Source organism: Streptomyces sp. NBC_01190, from assembly GCF_045039895.1.
GTDB lineage: Bacteria > Actinomycetota > Actinomycetes > Streptomycetales > Streptomycetaceae > Actinacidiphila.
Genome location: NZ_CP108580.1, coordinates 4423072 through 4440304 on the forward strand (window position 1 = coordinate 4423072; position 17233 = coordinate 4440304).

At 69.2% G+C, this 17233-nt stretch carries 11 protein-coding genes and 2 pseudogenes; 7 read left to right on the plus strand and 6 right to left on the minus strand.

Annotation, left to right across the window (positions count from 1 at the left end):
* Positions 1-107 precede the first annotated feature (107 nt).
* The 3 genes and pseudogenes from OG519_RS18410 to OG519_RS18420 all read right to left on the minus strand — a co-directional run bounded on the left by OG519_RS18410 (position 108) and on the right by OG519_RS18420 (position 2174).
* Complete coding sequence (locus OG519_RS18410; RefSeq protein ID WP_405584915.1) at positions 108-860, minus strand: alpha/beta hydrolase; 753 nt, start codon at positions 858-860, stop codon at positions 108-110.
* Positions 861-1450: 590 nt separating this feature from the next.
* Positions 1451-1915: pseudogene (locus tag OG519_RS18415) on the minus strand (type II toxin-antitoxin system VapC family toxin); the annotation flags it as partial.
* Complete coding sequence (locus OG519_RS18420) at positions 1905-2174, minus strand: type II toxin-antitoxin system Phd/YefM family antitoxin (protein WP_405584917.1); 270 nt, start codon at positions 2172-2174, stop codon at positions 1905-1907. The pseudogene OG519_RS18415 and the gene OG519_RS18420, both read right to left, overlap by 11 nt.
* Before the next feature lie 271 nt (positions 2175-2445).
* On the opposite strand from OG519_RS18420, the gene OG519_RS18425 reads away from it, so the two are divergent.
* On the plus strand, positions 2446-2976 hold the full coding sequence (locus OG519_RS18425; protein ID WP_405584920.1) for a hypothetical protein: 531 nt from the start codon (positions 2446-2448) through the stop codon (positions 2974-2976).
* Positions 2977-3561: 585 nt separating this feature from the next.
* Here the strand turns inward: OG519_RS18425 and OG519_RS18430 are convergent.
* Positions 3562-5097, minus strand: coding sequence for a UvrD-helicase domain-containing protein (locus tag OG519_RS18430; RefSeq protein WP_405592814.1), 1536 nt, complete (start codon positions 5095-5097; stop codon positions 3562-3564).
* Between the two features lie 648 nt (positions 5098-5745).
* On the opposite strand from OG519_RS18430, the gene OG519_RS18435 reads away from it, so the two are divergent.
* Positions 5746-6909, plus strand: a complete 1164-nt coding sequence (locus tag OG519_RS18435; RefSeq protein ID WP_405584923.1) for a hypothetical protein — start codon at positions 5746-5748, stop codon at positions 6907-6909.
* A gap of 528 nt (positions 6910-7437) precedes the next feature.
* Here the strand turns inward: OG519_RS18435 and OG519_RS18440 are convergent.
* A pseudogene (locus OG519_RS18440) lies at positions 7438-7530 on the minus strand (VapC toxin family PIN domain ribonuclease); the annotation flags it as partial.
* A 78-nt stretch (positions 7531-7608) separates the two neighbouring features.
* A complete protein-coding gene (locus tag OG519_RS18445; protein WP_405584926.1) occupies positions 7609-8724 on the minus strand; it encodes a serine hydrolase domain-containing protein in 1116 nt (371 codons plus the stop codon).
* 216 nt (positions 8725-8940) lie between these two features.
* On the opposite strand from OG519_RS18445, the gene OG519_RS18450 reads away from it, so the two are divergent.
* The 5 genes from OG519_RS18450 to OG519_RS18470 all read left to right on the plus strand — a co-directional run bounded on the left by OG519_RS18450 (position 8941) and on the right by OG519_RS18470 (position 17228).
* Positions 8941-9822 (plus strand): GyrI-like domain-containing protein, encoded by an 882-nt coding sequence (locus tag OG519_RS18450; protein WP_405592816.1) that lies wholly within the window; start codon positions 8941-8943, stop codon positions 9820-9822.
* A gap of 575 nt (positions 9823-10397) precedes the next feature.
* Positions 10398-10679, plus strand: coding sequence for a hypothetical protein (locus tag OG519_RS18455; RefSeq protein WP_405584928.1), 282 nt, complete (start codon positions 10398-10400; stop codon positions 10677-10679).
* Positions 10676-11104, plus strand: coding sequence for a type II toxin-antitoxin system VapC family toxin (locus tag OG519_RS18460; RefSeq protein WP_405584931.1), 429 nt, complete (start codon positions 10676-10678; stop codon positions 11102-11104). Before OG519_RS18455 ends, OG519_RS18460 begins: the two co-directional genes overlap by 4 nt.
* A 1342-nt stretch (positions 11105-12446) precedes the next feature.
* Complete coding sequence (locus OG519_RS18465) at positions 12447-15947, plus strand: DEAD/DEAH box helicase (protein ID WP_405584933.1); 3501 nt, start codon at positions 12447-12449, stop codon at positions 15945-15947.
* A gap of 525 nt (positions 15948-16472) precedes the next feature.
* Positions 16473-17228 carry a (5-formylfuran-3-yl)methyl phosphate synthase gene (locus OG519_RS18470; protein ID WP_405584936.1) on the plus strand — a complete coding sequence of 252 codons (756 nt, stop codon included), beginning with the start codon at positions 16473-16475 and terminating at the stop codon, positions 17226-17228.
* The last annotated feature ends 5 nt before the right edge of the window (positions 17229-17233 follow it).

Sequence of the window (17233 nt, forward strand, 5' to 3'; positions counted from 1 at the left end):
AAGGGACCCGCGGTGCAGAGAGCCGCGGCGGGCCGGGCCTGGCCCTCGATGAGTGGCAGGCCCGGCCGGCATCAGCTACCGGCTGCCGCCGGCCCCACGGCCCCGCCTCACTTCAGATGTCGGGTGAAGAACTGGGCCGCGGCGTCCCCCGCGTACTGCGGGACGCCGGTGTGCCCGCCCATGTTGGCGTGCAGGGACTTCTCCTTGGAGCCGAAGGCGTCGAACAGATCCAGCGCCGCCTGCCGGCTGTTCCCTTCGTCGTCCCACTGCATCAGGACGTGCAGCGGAAGGGTGACCTGGCGGGCCTCCTCGACCATGGCGCGCGGCACGAAACTCCCGGCGAACAGACCGGCGGCCACGATGCGCGGCTCGACCACCGCCAGCCGGATGCCGATGGAGATCACTCCCCCCGAGTAGCCGACCGGGCCGCCGATCTCGGGCAGCGCCAGGAGGGCGTCCAGGGCGGCCTGCCACTCCGGGACCGCCTTGTCGACCAACGGGAGGATGAGAGCGTCCACGATCTCGTCGCTGACCGGCTCGCCCGCCTCCATCGCCCGGCGCAGGTCGGCGCGGGCCTGCTCGACGGCGGCCCAACGGGGCCGGTCGCCGCTTCCGGGAAGCTCGATGGTGGCCGCGGCGAAGCCATCCGCCGCGGAGTGCCGGGCCCGGGCCACCAGCCGGGGGTACATCCTGCGCAGCCCGAGGGGAGGGTGGCCGAGCATGATCAGCGGCACCGGCGCGGATGCGGATGCGGATGCCGAGGCGGGTGTCCACAGGAGGCCGGGGATCTCACCGAGGCCGAGGGCGAATCCGCGTTCGAGGACACCGTCGTCGAGGCGCTGTTCAGAAGTGAAACGCATGGTCATACCTTTCGGGAGCGCACTGGAACGGCGCTCCCGGACGACCTGCCTATCGCCCGACCATGACCCCGGAGGGGAGCACCCACGTCGATACTGCGTTCACGGGTACCACCTCCTCGATCTCTCGCACGGCCTCCGGAAATCTAGCAGCGGCCGTGCCGGCCCACCAACCGGTTTTTTGCGGAGCCTCCCGTCTGCCGTCACCCCCGCCGGAGGCACTCCCCGTGCCCCGGTATGGCGGGATCGAGCCGGCCGGAGCGGACGCCCGCCGAACGCTTCCTCGCCACCGCGGCCAGCACCGGCCACGTCTACCTGTGGAACGCCGAGAGCGGCGCCTTCCTGCGCGAGCTGGACGTGGGGACCGATCACACCTGGGCGGAGACGTTCAGTGCGAACGGAGACATGATCGCCACCGCCAACGACGACGACTCGGTCCGCCTGTGGTGGCGCGGCACCGGTTCGCACGTCGCCAAACTGACGGGACACCAGGGGCGGTGCGCTCCATTTCCCTCGCCCCGGACGGCGCCACCGTCCCCACCGGCTGCGACGACGGACGCATGGTGTGGGAGTGGTGCGCCGGGCACGCCTGATCGGTCGTGGAGGACGGTGCGGCGGGTGACGGCGACGACGGTGAGGAGGTCGTCAAGGCCTTTGTAGTCGTCGGGGTTCGTAGTGAAGAGGGGGAGTTCCTCGGCGATGGCGATGGCGGCGATCATGAGATCCGCGACCCGGCGACGGGGTGTGCGGCCGGCGCCGATCACTGCTGCGCAGACTCTGCCGTAGGTGCGGGCGGCTTCGGTGTCGAAGGGGATGGGGTCGAACTCGTTCTCGACGCGCTGCAGGATGTCGAGGCGGCGGCCCCGTTCCGCGTGTTCGTCGTAGTCGTCTTAGTCGCTCTGCTCCTCGTTGCGGCGGACCTCGTGGGGCCCTGCCGAGAGCTCGGCCAGCGTGACGGCGGTGATCGCCACCTCGGCGGGGAGTTCGTCGGGGTTGAGCCATTTACGCAGGATCACGAGGTTGGTGTCGAGCAGGCCCTGTGCGTATTCAGCGGGCATAGGGGTCGTCCGTCTCCTGCTCGGCGGTGGCGTCCTGGTCGGCTCGGAAGGCTTCCAGGGAGACGTCCGATGTGCTGCGGGACATGGCAGCGAACTCGCTTCGCGGTACGAAGCGCCTGCGCCGACGCAGCGGGATCAGCTCGCCGATCTGGTGCCCGTCGCGGGTGACGGTGAAGGACTGCCCGTTCTGGACGGCATCCATGATCTCTTTGGACCGGCTGCGCAGGTCGCGCTGGGTGATCTCGGGCTGCGCTGACATATCCGCACTGTAGTACCGGGTGCTACCACGTGCTCCTCTCTGTTGTGGCGCGGCTTCCAGGCATTGCCGGTTGGGCCGGGCGGTGGGCCGGCTGAGGGGCGCGAAGCGCGCCGACTGGGCGGATAGCCGCCCCCACAACGGGGTTGACCAGCCGGTAACTGTCCGGTCACAAGGAATTCACCTCCGAAGTCTACTCGCGTAGCATCCGGAGGGAGTGTCATGGGCATGACCTCGTCGTTCCCCGTCGAACCTCATGTCCCTGGAGACGCTCATGCGCCGCATCCCCCGAATACCGGTCGCAGCCGGTTCAGCTCTCGCCCTGGCGTTCAGTGGCCTCATCCTCGGCTTCAGTGCCGGTACGGCCCAGGCCAGCACCTGCTCACAGTCCTACCTGCCACTGCCCGACCCGCACTGTACGCCGGGTGTGTACAACCCTGACGTCACCCAGTCGACGATCAACTCCACGATCTGCGTCTCCGGCTGGACGGCGACCGTACGCCCGCCCACCTCGTACACCAATGCGCTGAAAACACAGGGAATCGCCGACTACGGCTACGCGGACAAGAGCCTGTCCTCCTATGAGGAGGACCACGATATCCCCCTTGAACTGGGCGGATCCCCCCGCGATCCCGGCAATCTGTGGCCCGAGCCGTATTCCGGCACCAAGACCGCCACCACCAAGGACGGCGTGGAGACCAAGCTCAAGAACGCCGTCTGCAAGGGCACCATCACCCTGTCCGCCGCGCGCACCGCGATCAAGAACAACTGGACCACCGCCCTCAGCGTCACGGGCATCGGTTAAGAACCGCATCGGCCGGTGACGCCCGTGGTATTCAGTACCGGGCGTCACCGGCCGGCATTGGTTACCCGTGTCAGGCGAGCGTCCGCCGCAGGGTCGCCGAGCCAGGGGCGCTGGCTGGCCGACCTGACCACGAGATGCGCCCGCGGGAGTGGACGATTTGATCGCATACTCCTGCTCGCTAGCGGAGGAAGCACGGTTCCTTGACGCGCCGGAGGACCGCCCGGGGCGGTATCGCGTTCTCCGCGGACGGGCCGAGATCGCCGTGTGGAGTTTGGTAATCACGCCGCCCTGTCGGCATCTGTGCTGTTCAGCGGCAGGTGCGGTCCTGAAGTGCCGACTGCGCCGGGGTCGTTGGTGACCCCGGCTGACCGTGCCGGACCGCTGTACACGGTGTGGAGGTGGTGCGACGGGGCGAGTCCTACCAGTCGTGCAGGACGGTGGGCCGGGTACAGGTACGAAGGTGAGCAGTCCGTCGAGGCCCTCGCAGCCGTCGGGGTCGGTGGTGAAGGGCGAGAGTTCTTCGGCGACGGCGACGGCGACGGCGACGGCGATGGCGATCGCGGGGCTATTCGCCGGCTCCGGCTGTCAGGGGACCACCGGGGGCTTCGCCGCGAAGTCTTCGCGCGGGGGAGCGTCGGGGTGGCGGTCGAACCAGGCCAGGCCGCCGGGGTCGAGGTGGCGGCGGGCACGGGTGACGGCGACGTAGGCCAGGCGGGCTTCGCCTTGGTCGATAGGTTTCGGGACCGGCTGCCCTTGGGCGTCGGTCTCCTCGCCGGGGAGCGGTTCGAAGTCGGGAGCGATCTGCACACAGGGCCATTCCCGGCCTTTGGCCCTGTGAACGGTGGAGACCACGATGTGCGCATCGTGCTCGTCGGAGAGCCGTCGTACGGCGGTCAGGATTACCTCGACACCGTGCTCGTCGATGATGTCGACCAGCGGTAGCAGGTCCTGGCCGGACGGGTCGAACTCGGCGTAGTCCTGGAGTTCGCCCCAGGTACTGAACAACACCAGTTCCGGGTGGGTGGCGCGCCGGCCGGCCTTGAGCTGCCCGGCGGCTACCGCCAGGTCTTCCAGTGCCTTGCCGCCCCCGACCAGTGCGACGCGGCGGTTGTCGGCCAGGAGCCGCAGGATGGCGACCATCGCGCCGACGTTGGTCCGGCACAAGATCGCGTCAGGGGTGTCCGACGGGCCGATGGTGGTGGTCAGCGACGGGGCGCCGATCAGCCGTATGGGGGAGTCCACCACCGTCAGCCAGCGGTTCGCCTCCCGCGCCAGCGCCGAGCCGAACCGGAACGACTGGGACAAGGTGAGCTGCTCGCCGTCGAAGCCGGCCATCACATCCCGGGCTCCGCGCCAGCCGTAGATGGCCTGCGCGGAGTCGCCGACCATGACGAGTTGGGCGTGGGCGCGCTGGGCGTTGAAGACCTCTTCCAGGACCGGGTTGGTGTCCTGGGCCTCGTCCAGCAGCAGGTAGTCGCCGCTGATCAGGGGCTGTCCCATTGCCCACATCTTGAAGTAGTGATCGTGTTCGAAGCGCATCGCGCCGTCTGCCGGATCTTGGAGGTCGTCCCAGGCTCTTTGCGCGTACGGCAGAACGATCCTGGTGAGCTGGTCGTGGAGGTCCTCCGCCGCCAGGCCCCGAAGCCGCGGAACGTGGTGGGGGCGTAGGACCGTGTCCGCGGATTGGCAGAACCGCCGCACCGTGCGGACAACCGCGTACGACAGCCCGTTGTTGGTGACCGTGCGGTCGCCGATCCGTACCTGCATCCTCGGCGTGATCCCCAACGCCGCGCCGGCTCTCCAAGCAGGCTTGCGCGGTGCCCGCAGCCGCTGGTCATAGCGGTGACCGACGGCCTCGAAGGCCAGCGAGTGGGCCGTGCGGCAGGCTACAGAGGACGGGAATCTCTGAGCCGCGTCCGTAGCGATCGACTTGTTGAAGGACAGATATCGGCCGCGCCGCCGGTCCGCCGAGGCCAGCAAGGTCAACGTCGTTGTCTTGCCCGTCCCCGCCCCTGCCTGCAGGGCCAAGTGCTGCCGGGACAGGAACATCTCCACGGCGACTTCCTGCTCCTCGGTGGTCCGCAGACCCGGTGTGCTTTGCTGTGGGGGAACCCACGACATGCCGGGGCGCTTTGCCGCTGAGGCCGCGTGGGTCGGCGCGGGGACATGAAGCGAGGCCATGTCGTTCGTGGCCGTTTCCTGTGACGGGGCGGCCTCGGCGGCGAGCTCGGTCAGCCAACCCTCCGCCACTTCGACCCCCCGGCGGATCACCTCAAGATCAGCGCCCACCCTGCTGTGGACCCCCAGCCGCTTGTTGATCTCGATATTGACCACACCTTTGTTCAGTCCGGTCGCACGAGTCAGTTCAGCTACCAGGCGCCGCAGTTCGGCACGCGTGTTCTGCGAGGACGCCGCGGATCCTGCCGGTTGCCGCGGAGGATTGCCCTTGGCTGGGGAGCTGAAGGGACCTAACCGCTCGTCGTCGGACTGTGAGTGAGATCGCGAACCACTCATTGACAACCTCGTATGGGGAAGACCACCAGTGGACCGCATAGCGTAGCCGTTTGATCGAGCTCGGGCCTGCCGTACGAACGGGCTGGGTCTGACGCGTACGTCCGCGCTCGGCGGGAGTCTCCGGGGAGTGCTGCCCGGGAGGCGTGAGGCCCGGCGCCTGGCGCTTGGCGGCGGCTATAGCAGTTCACCCTGCTGCCGGCCGCCGCGTTGGCGGGATCCGGTCCGGATGGTTGACGCTTCCGGCACGATGGGCGCGTGACGTACGAAGTGACGGTGGAATCGGAGATTCCGGCAGGCGCTCCGGACCTGGACCCTCTTCAGCGGGAGGGTGTGGGCAATCTGTTGGGGAGGCATCTCCACGCACTGGATGCGGTCGAGGGGCCGGACGGGGTGGAGGTCGATGTCCTCGACCACCTGATCGCCGTGCATCCCGGCGGCGCCCTGGTGAAGGTGGTGGTGGATGCGCCGGCCTTGGAGTTCGCCGAGGAGGCTGTCCGTGCGGTGATGACGGATGTGCTGGAGCAGACGGAGTTGCTGGCGGACTGGACGATCGTCCGGTGTGAGGTCGAACTGCATCCGGACCTTGCCCAGGAGAGCCTTCACGCGGCTGACGGACCGGACGCTCCACCCGACGATCCCGCCGAGCGGGCCCGACGGCACGCGGAAGGCGGCCCGGGGCCGGAGTCCGGCAAGCTCGATGATGCGGAAGTCGCCACCATGGGGCGAAGGCTGCGCGCGATGGCGCCCCAACTCCAGGCGTTCTCTCTCGACTCCTTCGGCTACAGCGAAGACGAAGGTGACAGTGACGGTGACAACGACGGTGAGGAGCACGGATCCCTCATCAGCAAGGAGGCGGCCGAGGTCGCTGCGGGCGCGGTCGTCTGGGCGATCCACGTCCTGGTGGACGAGTTGTTCGGCGACCTCGCGCGACTCGAAGAGGACGACGACGCCGGGTCGGTGGCCGAGAGCGACGCCGTCTTCATGGTTCTGGAGGAGCTTCCCGAGCGGTATGTCCTCCAGTACGACGTCCTGTTCGTCCGGCGGCTGGTCACGACGGCCGTGGTGCTGACCACCCGCCTCACGCAGTCTGGCTTTGTGCAATTGAGCTGCGTCGCTGAGGAGTTGCTGTTGCGGCTGCTCCTCATCCAGGCGAACGTGACCGCGGACACCTTTGGACTGCTCGACGACGAGGTCGGCACCGCGCTGGGCGTGTTCGCCGACGGGGTGTACGAGGATCTGGATCACGAATGGCTCTACGAGCCGGCCGCGGACGGCATCGAGGAGGACCCCGCGCTGGCCCAGATGGGAATCGCGCCCATGGGGATCAAGGACTGGTTCACGCCCTTCAACGAAGGCCGCTACGTCCATCCCTACGCAGTAGGCGAGGAGGAGACGACCCCGGCTGCCGACCCTGCGTGACCGCGATCGCTGGGATGGTTCTGCCTCTCGACATCCGGAGTCTCGGCGGCTCATCCTCAGCTCCGGCACGGAGCATCAGCCGACGGTGCGTTGCCTCGGGAGTCAGGCCCTCGAACGGCAGCGGAGAACCCTGACCGGAGCGCAGCCACGCGGCCGTGTCCAGTACGGCGAGGCGGAACTGCTGGACGAAAGCCATGTTGTCATCGCAGGTCAGCCATTTTCCCGCAGCCCAAAGGTCCACTTGGCACAGCTGGTTGTCCCACCTGCCGACGGCCACGGCAAACCGGTGCCTCTTGCCCAGGACTACGGTCACGCCGGGAGACTCGCAGGCAGACCGCCTCATGAGCAAGCTCGCTGAGCAACGGCGTCACCGATCCCGAAGCGCGGAGATTCTCGACGGGAAGGCGGATGCGGTAGGTCCGTGTGGCACGGAACTGGCAGGTGCCCTCGAATTGGTCCGGGTAGTAACAAAGGCCCGGGTCGATGACCTGGGCCTTGTTTGTGGAGCGGATGACGGGAATCGAACCCGACGGTGAGGAGGTCGTCGAGGCCTTTGTCGTCCTCGGGGTCGGTGGTGAAGAGGGGGAGCTCCTCGGCGATGGCGATGGCGGCGATCATGATCGAGAAGGCTCACTTGCGGAACCGAGAACGGCGGGGGGAAGTCCCTGCCCGCACAAACTTCCCCCCGCACGGGGGGTGTCATCGCAGTCCGCTGTAGGCGGCCATGATCATCTCCAAGCCGCGGTTGTCCTCCTGCTGCTCTCGGTCGATCATCTGGTTCATGACGTAGGCCACCGTCATACGTGCATCAGGATCGCTCGCGACCAGCGAGCCACCCCATCCACCCCAGCCGAAGGTGCTGCCGAACTTGCCGAAGCCCACGGTCCAGGACATCGACGTTCGCAGGACACGGTCCTCGCCACGGAACACCTCCTGCCACGCGGGCTCACAGCCCCGGGGGGACAGCAGCCGCACGCCGCCGGCGGAACCCCGGTTCGCCAGTACCGACTGGATGAGGGCGACTGACCGAGCGTTGCCGAAGCCGTTCACTGCGGGGATCTGCGCCCGCCGCCAGGCCACGGAGTTGGCATCCCTGACCCGGATCGCGGCACCGGCGTACTCCCGACGGGTGCCGTCCGGTCCGGGCGGTGCGCTGGAGGCGTACTCGTCGGTCAGTGACGGCGGCGGGATGAGCGGTGCGACGCGGCGGTCGTCGTCGGCACGGAGCCCGATGTGGAAGTCCGCGCCCAGTGGCTCGGCCACTTCCTCGGCGAAGAACTCGCCGAGACTGCGGCCGGTGATGCGGCGGACGACCTCACCGATCAGGAACCCGAAGGTGAGCGCGTGATACCCGGCGGCCGTCCCCGGTTCCCATTCGGGGGCCTGCGCGGCCAGCCCTGCCGTGACACTCTGCCAGTCGTAGAGGTCCTCGACCGCCGGCGGCCCCAACAGGTCCGGCAGCCCCGCAGTATGGGACAGCACGTGCCGTACCAGCAGATTCTCCTTGCCCGCCGCGGCGAACTCGGGCCAGTAGGAGGCGACCGGCGCGGACAGATCGAGCTGTCCTCGGTCGGCCAGAACAAGCGCGCACAAGGCGGTCATGTTCTTGGTCGTCGAGTTGACGCCCGTGAGGGTGTCGCGCTCCCAGCTGACAGAGCGGTCCGCGTCGGCATACCCGCCCCAGATGTCGACCACCGGCTCGCCGTCGAGGTAGACAGCGACCGAGGCGCCCACGTCATCCTTGCCGAGAGAAGCCGCGAGGGCCGCACGGACCGCGGTGAAGCGGGGCTCGCACAGCCCTTTGATATCAGTCATGGGCGCAAGCCTGGGATAACGCCGGGGCTCCCTGCCCGACAGTTCCCGCACGGATTCTGTCGGGCAGGGCGCGAATGAATCGTCTCTCCACCTGAAGGCGGTCCGACGGCCACGTGGCAGACGGCTCGGGCTTGGGATCGGGGCCCGGCCGCCGCAGCTCCTGCTGCTGGGTGAGCGTTTTTACGGGTGAGGAACAGGAAGGAAGGACAGATGCGCGTGTTGGAGCGGCTGAATCAGGCGCTGGACCACCTGGAGGCATGCCTCGACCGGGAAGTCGACGTGGCCGAGGGGGCCCGGATCGCCGCGGTCTCGGAGTACCACTTCCGGCGGCTGTTCTCCGCCCTCGCCGGGATGCCACTCCCGGTCTACGTGCGGCGTCGACGGATGACGCTTGCTGCGGCCGACGTGCTGGCCGGAGAACTGACGCTGCTCGATGTCGCGGTGCGGTACGGGTACGGCTCGGGCGAGGCGTTCGCCCGGGCATTCCGGTCGGTGCACGGCATCGGGCCGGGCGAGGCCCGGCGCATGGGCGGGGTTCTCACGGCACAGCCGCGCATGTCCTTCCGTGTCGTGGTCGAAGGAAGCACGACCATTCGGTACCGGATCGTGGAGAAGGAGGCGTTTCGGGTCGTCGGCCGGAAGGCCCGGGTCCCCCTCGTGCACGAGGGGCTCAACGCGGCCGCCGCGGCGCACGTGGAAAGCCTGGACGAGCAGGCGATCGCCACAATGAAGGAACTGTCTGACCGTGAGCCGGAGGGGATCCTGTCGGCTGCGGCGTACCTGACCGACCGCCGGGAAGAGGGCGCCGAGGCGGACTACTGGATCGGCGTGGCCACCAGCCCGGAGACGGCCGCCGACAAGCTCGACGCCCTCGATGTGCCGGCCGGAACCTGGGCGGTCTTCGACAACCACGGGCCCTATCCACACGCGCTCCAAGAGCTGTGGCGGGACGTGTTCACCCAGTGGTTCCCCTCGAACCCGTACGCGACCCGGCCAGGCCCGGAACTCCTGCGGACGCGGCCGGTGGAGATCGGCGAAGATACCGACTCCCAGCTGTGGATCCCGATCGAGCGGAGCAGCGGGAACGCTGGCGCGTGAACACCCCTGACCGTGACGGCCCGTGGCGTCCCGCGGTGCCCGCAACAGGCTTGCCCAAGCAGTGAGGGGACGATCACGTTGCCGGCGAGGGCAGGGAACGTGTCAGGCGGTGTCTCCGTCGGGCCTTGGGTCAAGGCCCGAGAATTAATAGTGGCCAGCTACTCTGCGGGGCTGCCGTCGGGCGCTGAGTGAGTGCACCAATTGACCGCCAGATGTGATGCGGAAGTGGTGCGGTCCTTGAATTGGTCCGGGCAACGACACGGGCCCGGGTCAATGACCTGGGCCTTTTCTCTGGAGCGGATGACGGGAATCGAACCCGCGCTCTGAGCTTGGGAATCACGGGGGCCCGGTACGCGTTTGCCCAGCTCACCCTCGTTGAGGCTGCGCGATGAGGGTGAGCGGGTACGGGTCCGCGGTGTTTGTGGTTGGCCCTGGCGTACCCCTGCTACTGGTGCGTTGGTGGTGCGGCGACTCTCCGCCCGGGGCGCCCTCGGCCGCGATCCTCTCCTGTGGAGGTGGCTGGTGCCCTTAACCTGGTAGGGGACGGCAGCCCGCATGCGGCGAAGGGGATGAACATGACCACTGCACCTGGCGGCGTACCGCGCTCGTCCGGTTCCGCGGGCACGGCGCATCCGCTGCGGACCATCCGTGACATCCGCGAGTCCCTGCCGGAGGACCAGGCCCGGCACTTCGACGGGGAACTGGCGGACACGGAGCTTGAGGCGCTGCCGGAGATGCTGAGCCGGTGGGTCCGGCTGGCTACCGACGGCTTCGAGGAGTTCTTGCTGTCCCAGCCCTTCGAGGGGCTGGACTTCGGCGCGCGCTCCTACGACGACGATCAGGCGGGCGATCGGTGATCTACCTGCTCGACACGAACGTCGTCGCGGAACTGACCACGCGCCTTCGGCCCGATCCCCGTGTCGTGGCCTGGCTGCGTTCGACCGCGCGGCCCAACCGCTTCCTGAGCGTCATCACCATCGCCGAGATCGAAGCCGGCGTAGCGGCCACCCCGGACCCGGTACGGCAAGGCCGGTACGCCGAGGTCCTCGCGGCTGCCCGGCTGGAGTACCGGGACCGTATCGCGCCGATCGGCGAGCGAGAGGCGGCGGCTTACCTCGCCGTCCACAAAGCGCTGAAGGCCGCCGGCACGAGCATCGACCCGCCGGACGCGCTCATTGCCGCCACCGCACTGGCCAACGGCTGGACCGTGGCCAGCCGCAACATCAAGCACCTCGAACGCACCGGCGCCACGGTAATCAATCCCTGGGACTTCAACCTGTAACAGCCACGCTGGAGCAGAGCCAACGTCCAGGAGCGGAACAATTCTGCTCTCGCCCTCCACCCGGCAACGTCAGCCTGGTGAGTACGCCAATTGACCGCCAGCTCTGGTGTGGAGTGCGGGTTCTCGAATCGGCTGGACAACAACAAAAGCCCAAGTCTTCGACCTGGGCCTTTCTTTTGGAGCGGATGACGGCAATCGAACCCGCGCTCTGAACTTGGGAATCTTGGGCGCTCTGTCGGCCTAGGTGCTGGTCGGAGGGCTGTCGTGGCTTTGGGGCTGTCGTGTGCAGGCGGGCGTGTATCCGTGGCTGTCCCTGATGTGCCGCAGTTACAGGTGCGGCGATAGTGCGGTGGCTGGCGGCGTGCCTCCGCAGGTGGTCAACCTGGCTGCCCCGCCCGGCTATCCAGGCAAGCGGAGGTCAAAGGCGCCCTGGCGGGCGGTCGTACCCTGTTCCTGGAGACATTCGCATCGGATTCTGAGCAGGCATTGCCCAATTTGTCCATTTCCCTAGAGCTTGCTCGAAGCGGCCTCGCTCGCTAGGAAAACCCCAGGTCAGCGGGCCTGCTCCCGCGCCCGCGGGGATGGACCCCCGCAGTTGGCCGCCGACCACCTGCCGATCGGCTGCTCCCCGCGCCCGCGGGATGGACCCACATGGGTGAGCCGCGCGAGTCGTGGTGACCCCTGCTCCCCGCGCCCGCGGGGATGGACCCGGGCACGGGTGCCCCTCCATTGGACGCGCCGTCTGCTCCCCGCGCCCGCGGGGATGGACCGAGGACTTGGGCCGGGGAGCGGGCGTCGGCGAGAGCGCGTTGATCGGTGGCTTGCTGGAGGAGGCTTGCTGGGTCATGGCCGGCGGTTTCGGCATCGGCGAGGGCGGTGGCGAGGGCGGGCCAGGCGGAATCGGTGAGGATCTGTTTCGGCGTGGGCGGGCAGGGACTGGCGTAGCTGGTGTGCCCAGCCTGCGGCGGCCGGCTGGGGAGGTCGTCGGTGGACGAGGGCGGCCAGGGGTGTTGCTGCCGTCTGTTCGTAGGCGCCCTGGAGGTGGACGAGGGTCCTGCGGGCGGCTTCGACGGAGTCCGGTGACCCAGCCATGTGTCCGGTGGACGGCCGTCGGTCGTCCGTCCGGGGCTCCCGGCGTACCGAGCGGGTGGTCGCCGGCAAGGAAGCGGCTGCCCAAGGAGGCGGCTCCCCAACGAAGCGGCTGCCCAAGGATGCGGCTGGACTCGGAGCCGGAGTGCCGGCCTGTCGGCCTGCCCGGTGGCCGGGAGCGAATACTTCCCCGGCCTTCCGGCGAGTGGCTAGGGTGGCCGTCCTCAGGCTGTTTCGAGTTCGAGGGGGTCCGTTGGCGGCGAGGCTCGGCGAGCGGCGGCGGATGGCCGACGTGGTGCGGTTCTGGCGGGCGGTCGAACTCTTCTCCCCGCAGAAGGTTCCCGCTGTCAGGCCGCAGGAGCAGGTGTTCGCCGTCCGGCCGGGCCGGCCCCTCCCCTGGGAGGACCCGACGGAACTGCCGGCTCTCCGTCCGAGGCACACCTGGCAGCACACCGTTTACTGCGGTGTGTTCCCCGTCGATCGGGTCCGGGACGTACTCGCCGAGGTCTTTCCCGACGCGGCCACCGAGGACCGGGACGGCAGGCTCGGCGGCTCCAGTGCCCTCATGTCCTTCACCGTCAACCAGGACGGCCTGCTGCTGGAGGACTCTGTCTGCGTCTCTTCGTGCGCCTGGGCGGTCGGTCGCACCCGCGCCCCGGGGCCCGACGACGCGCGGTGGCTGGAGGACTTCGACGAAGAGGCGGCGGCCTGCGAGCAGCGGATGCTGGACCTGGGGGACGGCAGGCTCACCGTGCGGGGCGGGCGCTCCGGTGGCGCCGGGCTGCTCGCCATGGCGGGGACGCTGGTCGCGGACTCGGTGACCGGCGGCATGGTCTCCGGTCTGGGAGTGCTCGCACGCGGCCTGGTGGGCGAGGCGGTCGGCGGCGTCGTGGGGCAGGCGGTCCAGACTGCGGCAGGCCAGACCGTTGAGGCGCTCGCGGAAGGAACGTTCGACCGGCTTCGCGGCCGGGAGACCGGGGAGCCCGGAGCGGACGCCCGTGCAGAGCATGCAGAGGCGGATGAGGACGAGGACGAGGACGAGGAGCCGAAACGACCGGTCAAGCTCGGTACTTGCCCGGTCACCCTCGACGGCGTCGCGGCCATTACCGCCTGGCTCGCTGAGCGGTTCAAGGTGACCGTCGACCTGGCGCCGGACGCAGCGCGGGTGCGGAGTGTCCAGGTCAGGGGGAACCGCGGCGACGAGACGGTGAGCGAGGGCTTCCTCAACAGCTTCATAGCCGAAGACCTCAGCCGGGTCGCGGACGAACTCGGTGAAGGACGCGCCGGCAGGGCGCTGGCGGCCTACCTGACCGAGGCGGACCGGATTGACATCGGGCGACGCCGGGACGTACAGGACCACCCGGAGCAGGTGCTGGAGGGCATCTCTCCCCAGCATGTCCCGCTGGGGAGGTGGCCGTCGGCGTCCGACCAGTCGCTCGTGCTCAGCCAGCAGTTCGCCGTGAACCGGCTGCTCGGGGAACTGGGCGCCGCCAGCGGGGTTTTCTCCGTGAACGGGCCTCCTGGCACCGGCAAGACGACCATGCTGCGCGACGTCATCGCCGCACTGGTCACTCAGCGCGCCTGTGCGCTGGCCGAACTACGTTCCCCGCAAGAGGCGTTCGGCGAGACCCACACCTGGCGGAGCGAGCAGTACGCGCGGACGGTGCGTGAGTTGGCGCCTCAACTGGCGGGCTACGAGATAGTGGTCGCGTCGGCCAACAACGGCGCGGTGGAGAACATCACCGACGAGATACCTTCCCGTGGTGCCATAGCGGCGCAGTGGCACGGCGAGGCCGACTATCTGGCCGAGCAGGCAAGCCTGATGCTTGGGGGAGAGCCGGCCTGGGGAGCCATCGCGGCCCGCCTCGGCAACCGGAAGAACCGCGGCGAGTTCGTGCAGAGCTTCTGGTGGGGAAACCTTCGCACCAGGACTTCGAACGGTGCGCACAGCAGGGCCACCCCGACCAATCGGGGCCTGTGGCACGAACTCGGCGGGAGGCGCAAACCTGTTGGGCAGAGTACGCACGGCGCGCTCGACGGCCGGCAGGCCGCACCGGTCGACTGGGCGGAGTCGGCACGGCGCTTCAAAGCCGCCCGGCGCCAGGTCGAAGAGCTTCGAGACCGACGGCAGCGGGCGGCAGAGGCGTTGGGCGGACTGGCGGGCTTACGGCAGGAGTTGGCCGAGGCAGTCCGGAACGCCGCGGCGGCCGCCGAGGACCTGCCCGCACTGCGGCAGCAGGGCGCCGACGCTCAACGCGAGACCGAGCGCCTGGAAGAAGCCGAGCGGGTATGTCGCGAACGCCGCCGTGACCATCAGGCCGGTCAACCGCGCCTCCTCCAGAGCATCTTCACCGGCGGTCGCAGCAACCGGCTCTGGCAGGACGAGTACGAACGTCTCTCCGCCGATGTCGAGCGCGCCGCGCAGGCCGCCTCGGCGGCGCGCGGCCGGTATCAGGATGCCGCGGACACGATCGCCGCGGCGCAGCGGCTGGTGGATGCCGCGGAAACACGGCGACACGCGGTCGACGCCGTGGAGCAGGAGGTCAGAGGAGCCCAGGGCCGCTGGGGCCCTCATATGCCCGCCCCCACGGACTTCACCGCGGACGCCGATCGGCAGACCGTCGAGCGCCGGGAGAAGTCGTCACCCTGGGCCGACGTGGAGTTCGCCCAGGCGCGGACCCGGCTCTTCCTGGAGGCGCTACGCCTGCACCGGGCCTTTCTGAGCGCGGCGGGCGACACCATGGCCAGGAACCTGCAGGCCGCCATGGAGGTCGTCGGTGGCGGCGCCCCGAAGGACCTGGCGCCCGCGGCCGTGCGTGCCGCATGGCAGACCCTCTTCCTCACCGTCCCGGTGGTCTCCACCACCTTCGCCTCCTACGACCGGCTGTTCGCCGGATTGGGGCGGGAGGACCTGGGATGGCTGTTCGTCGACGAGGCCGGGCAGGCATCGCCGCAGATGCCGGTGGGAGCGTTGTGGCGAACCCGCCGCGCGGTGGTCGTCGGTGATCCGCTGCAGCTCGAACCGGTCGTCGTGCTGCCGTGGACAGCTCAACAGCGGTTGCGCGAGCACCTGCACGTCGCTCAGGAGTGGGCGCCGTCGTGGACGTCCGCGCAGCAGGTGGCCGACCGCCTGGGACGCTGGGGCACGACCCTGCCGGCGTCGTCGCCGGACGGTCCGACGCAGGTGTGGGTCGGTTCCCCGCTGCGCGTCCACCGTCGCTGCGACGACCCGATGTTCACCGTCAGCAACACCATCGCCTATGGCGGTCTGATGGTGCACGGAGTCGGCGACCGGGGCGACTTCCGGCCGCCGCGGGAGAGCTTCTGGTGGCACGTCCGGTCCTCACAGGCGGAGGGCAAGTGGGTCCCCGCCGAGGGGCGCGCACTTGTCACGGCTGTCGAGCGACTGCGGAGGGAGGGCCTGCCCAATGACCAGCTCTACGTCATCAGCCCCTTCCGGGACGTGGCGACGCACGCAGCCGAGCGGCTGCGGGGCCTGGTGCCGTGGGACCGAGTGGGTACCGTCCACACGGCGCAAGGCAAGGAAGCCGACGTGGTGATCCTCGTTCTCGGCACTCACCCCGACGCGAACGGCGCCCGGCGCTGGGCTGCTGCCAAGCCCAACCTCCTCAACGTCGCAGTCAGCCGCGCCAAGCGCCGCTTCATCGTGATCGGCGACAACGATTCGTGGCGCGGCCAGCTCCACTTCTCGGTCCTCGCCGACCAATTGCGACGCGTCGACCATCAGGAGTGAGGCACGCGGCTCCGGTGTCGAAGGGGACGGGGCCGAACTCGTTCTCGACGCAAAACGCCGGCGCGTGAACACCGGCACCTCGCCGGATCGATTCGATCCGCTGTCCGGCGAACCGGCCCGCCCGCGCTCTGCGCTTGGGAATCACCGGGGGCTCTCTCGACGTAGGTGCTGGCCGGGGGCGGTCGTGGCTATGCGTGCCGCTGTGTGCCTGCGGGCGGGCGGGCGGATGTCCAGGCGTCCCCGCCGCAGTCGGTTTTGCGGCCCGGCGACCACGTCCTGTTCCCCACCGCGTCCGGCGGTGTCGGCCCCCACGCCGTCCATCGCACCCAGGAAAACCTCAGTACTCATGCCGATTCACCATGTTATGCACGGCGCTCCGCAGGTGGATACGAGCGCTGGTCGATACTCTGTGCGCCCTTTCGGTTCCCATGAGTGACGGAAATGATGAGCAGACCGCGTATGAGCCAGGTGATCCGCGGTCCCCCTGTCCTCGGGCCGGGCGGACCGGCGGCGGAAGGAGTTCACGTGCTGCTTCTCATCTCCCCGGACGGGATCGATGAGGCTCTGGATTGCGCCAAGGCGGCGGAGCATCTCGACATCGTCGACGTCAAGAAGCCTGACGAGGGCTCGCTCGGCGCGAACTTCCCCTGGGTCATCCGGGAGATCCGCGACGCGGTACCGGCGGACAAGCCGGTCTCCGCGACCGTGGGGGACGTCCCGTACAAGCCCGGCACGGTGGCGCAGGCCGCGCTCGGCGCGGTCGTCTCCGGCGCCACGTACATCAAGGTGGGCCTCTACGGTTGCACCACGCCCGATCAGGGCGTCGACGTCATGCGCGCGGTCGTCCGGGCGGTGAAGGACCACCGTCCCGAAGCGCTCGTCGTGGCCTCCGGCTACGCCGACGCGTACCGGATCGGCTGCGTCAACCCGCTCGCCCTGCCGGACATCGCCGCCCGCTCCGGCGCCGACGCCGCCATGCTCGACACCGCGATCAAGGACGGGACGCGGCTGTTCGACCACGTGCCGCCGGACTCCTGCGCGGAGTTCGTCCGGCTGGCCCACGCCGCCGGCCTGCTCGCCGCGCTTGCCGGCAGTGTCAAGCAGGCCGACCTCGGCCCGCTGACGCGCATCGGCACGGACATCGTCGGGGTACGCGGAGCGGTCTGCGAGGGCGGTGACCGCAACGCCGGACGGATCCAGCCGCACCTGGTGGCCGCCTTCCGCGCGGAGATGGACCGGCAGGACCGGGTCCACGCGGCCGGCGTCACCGCCGTGAGCTGACCGCC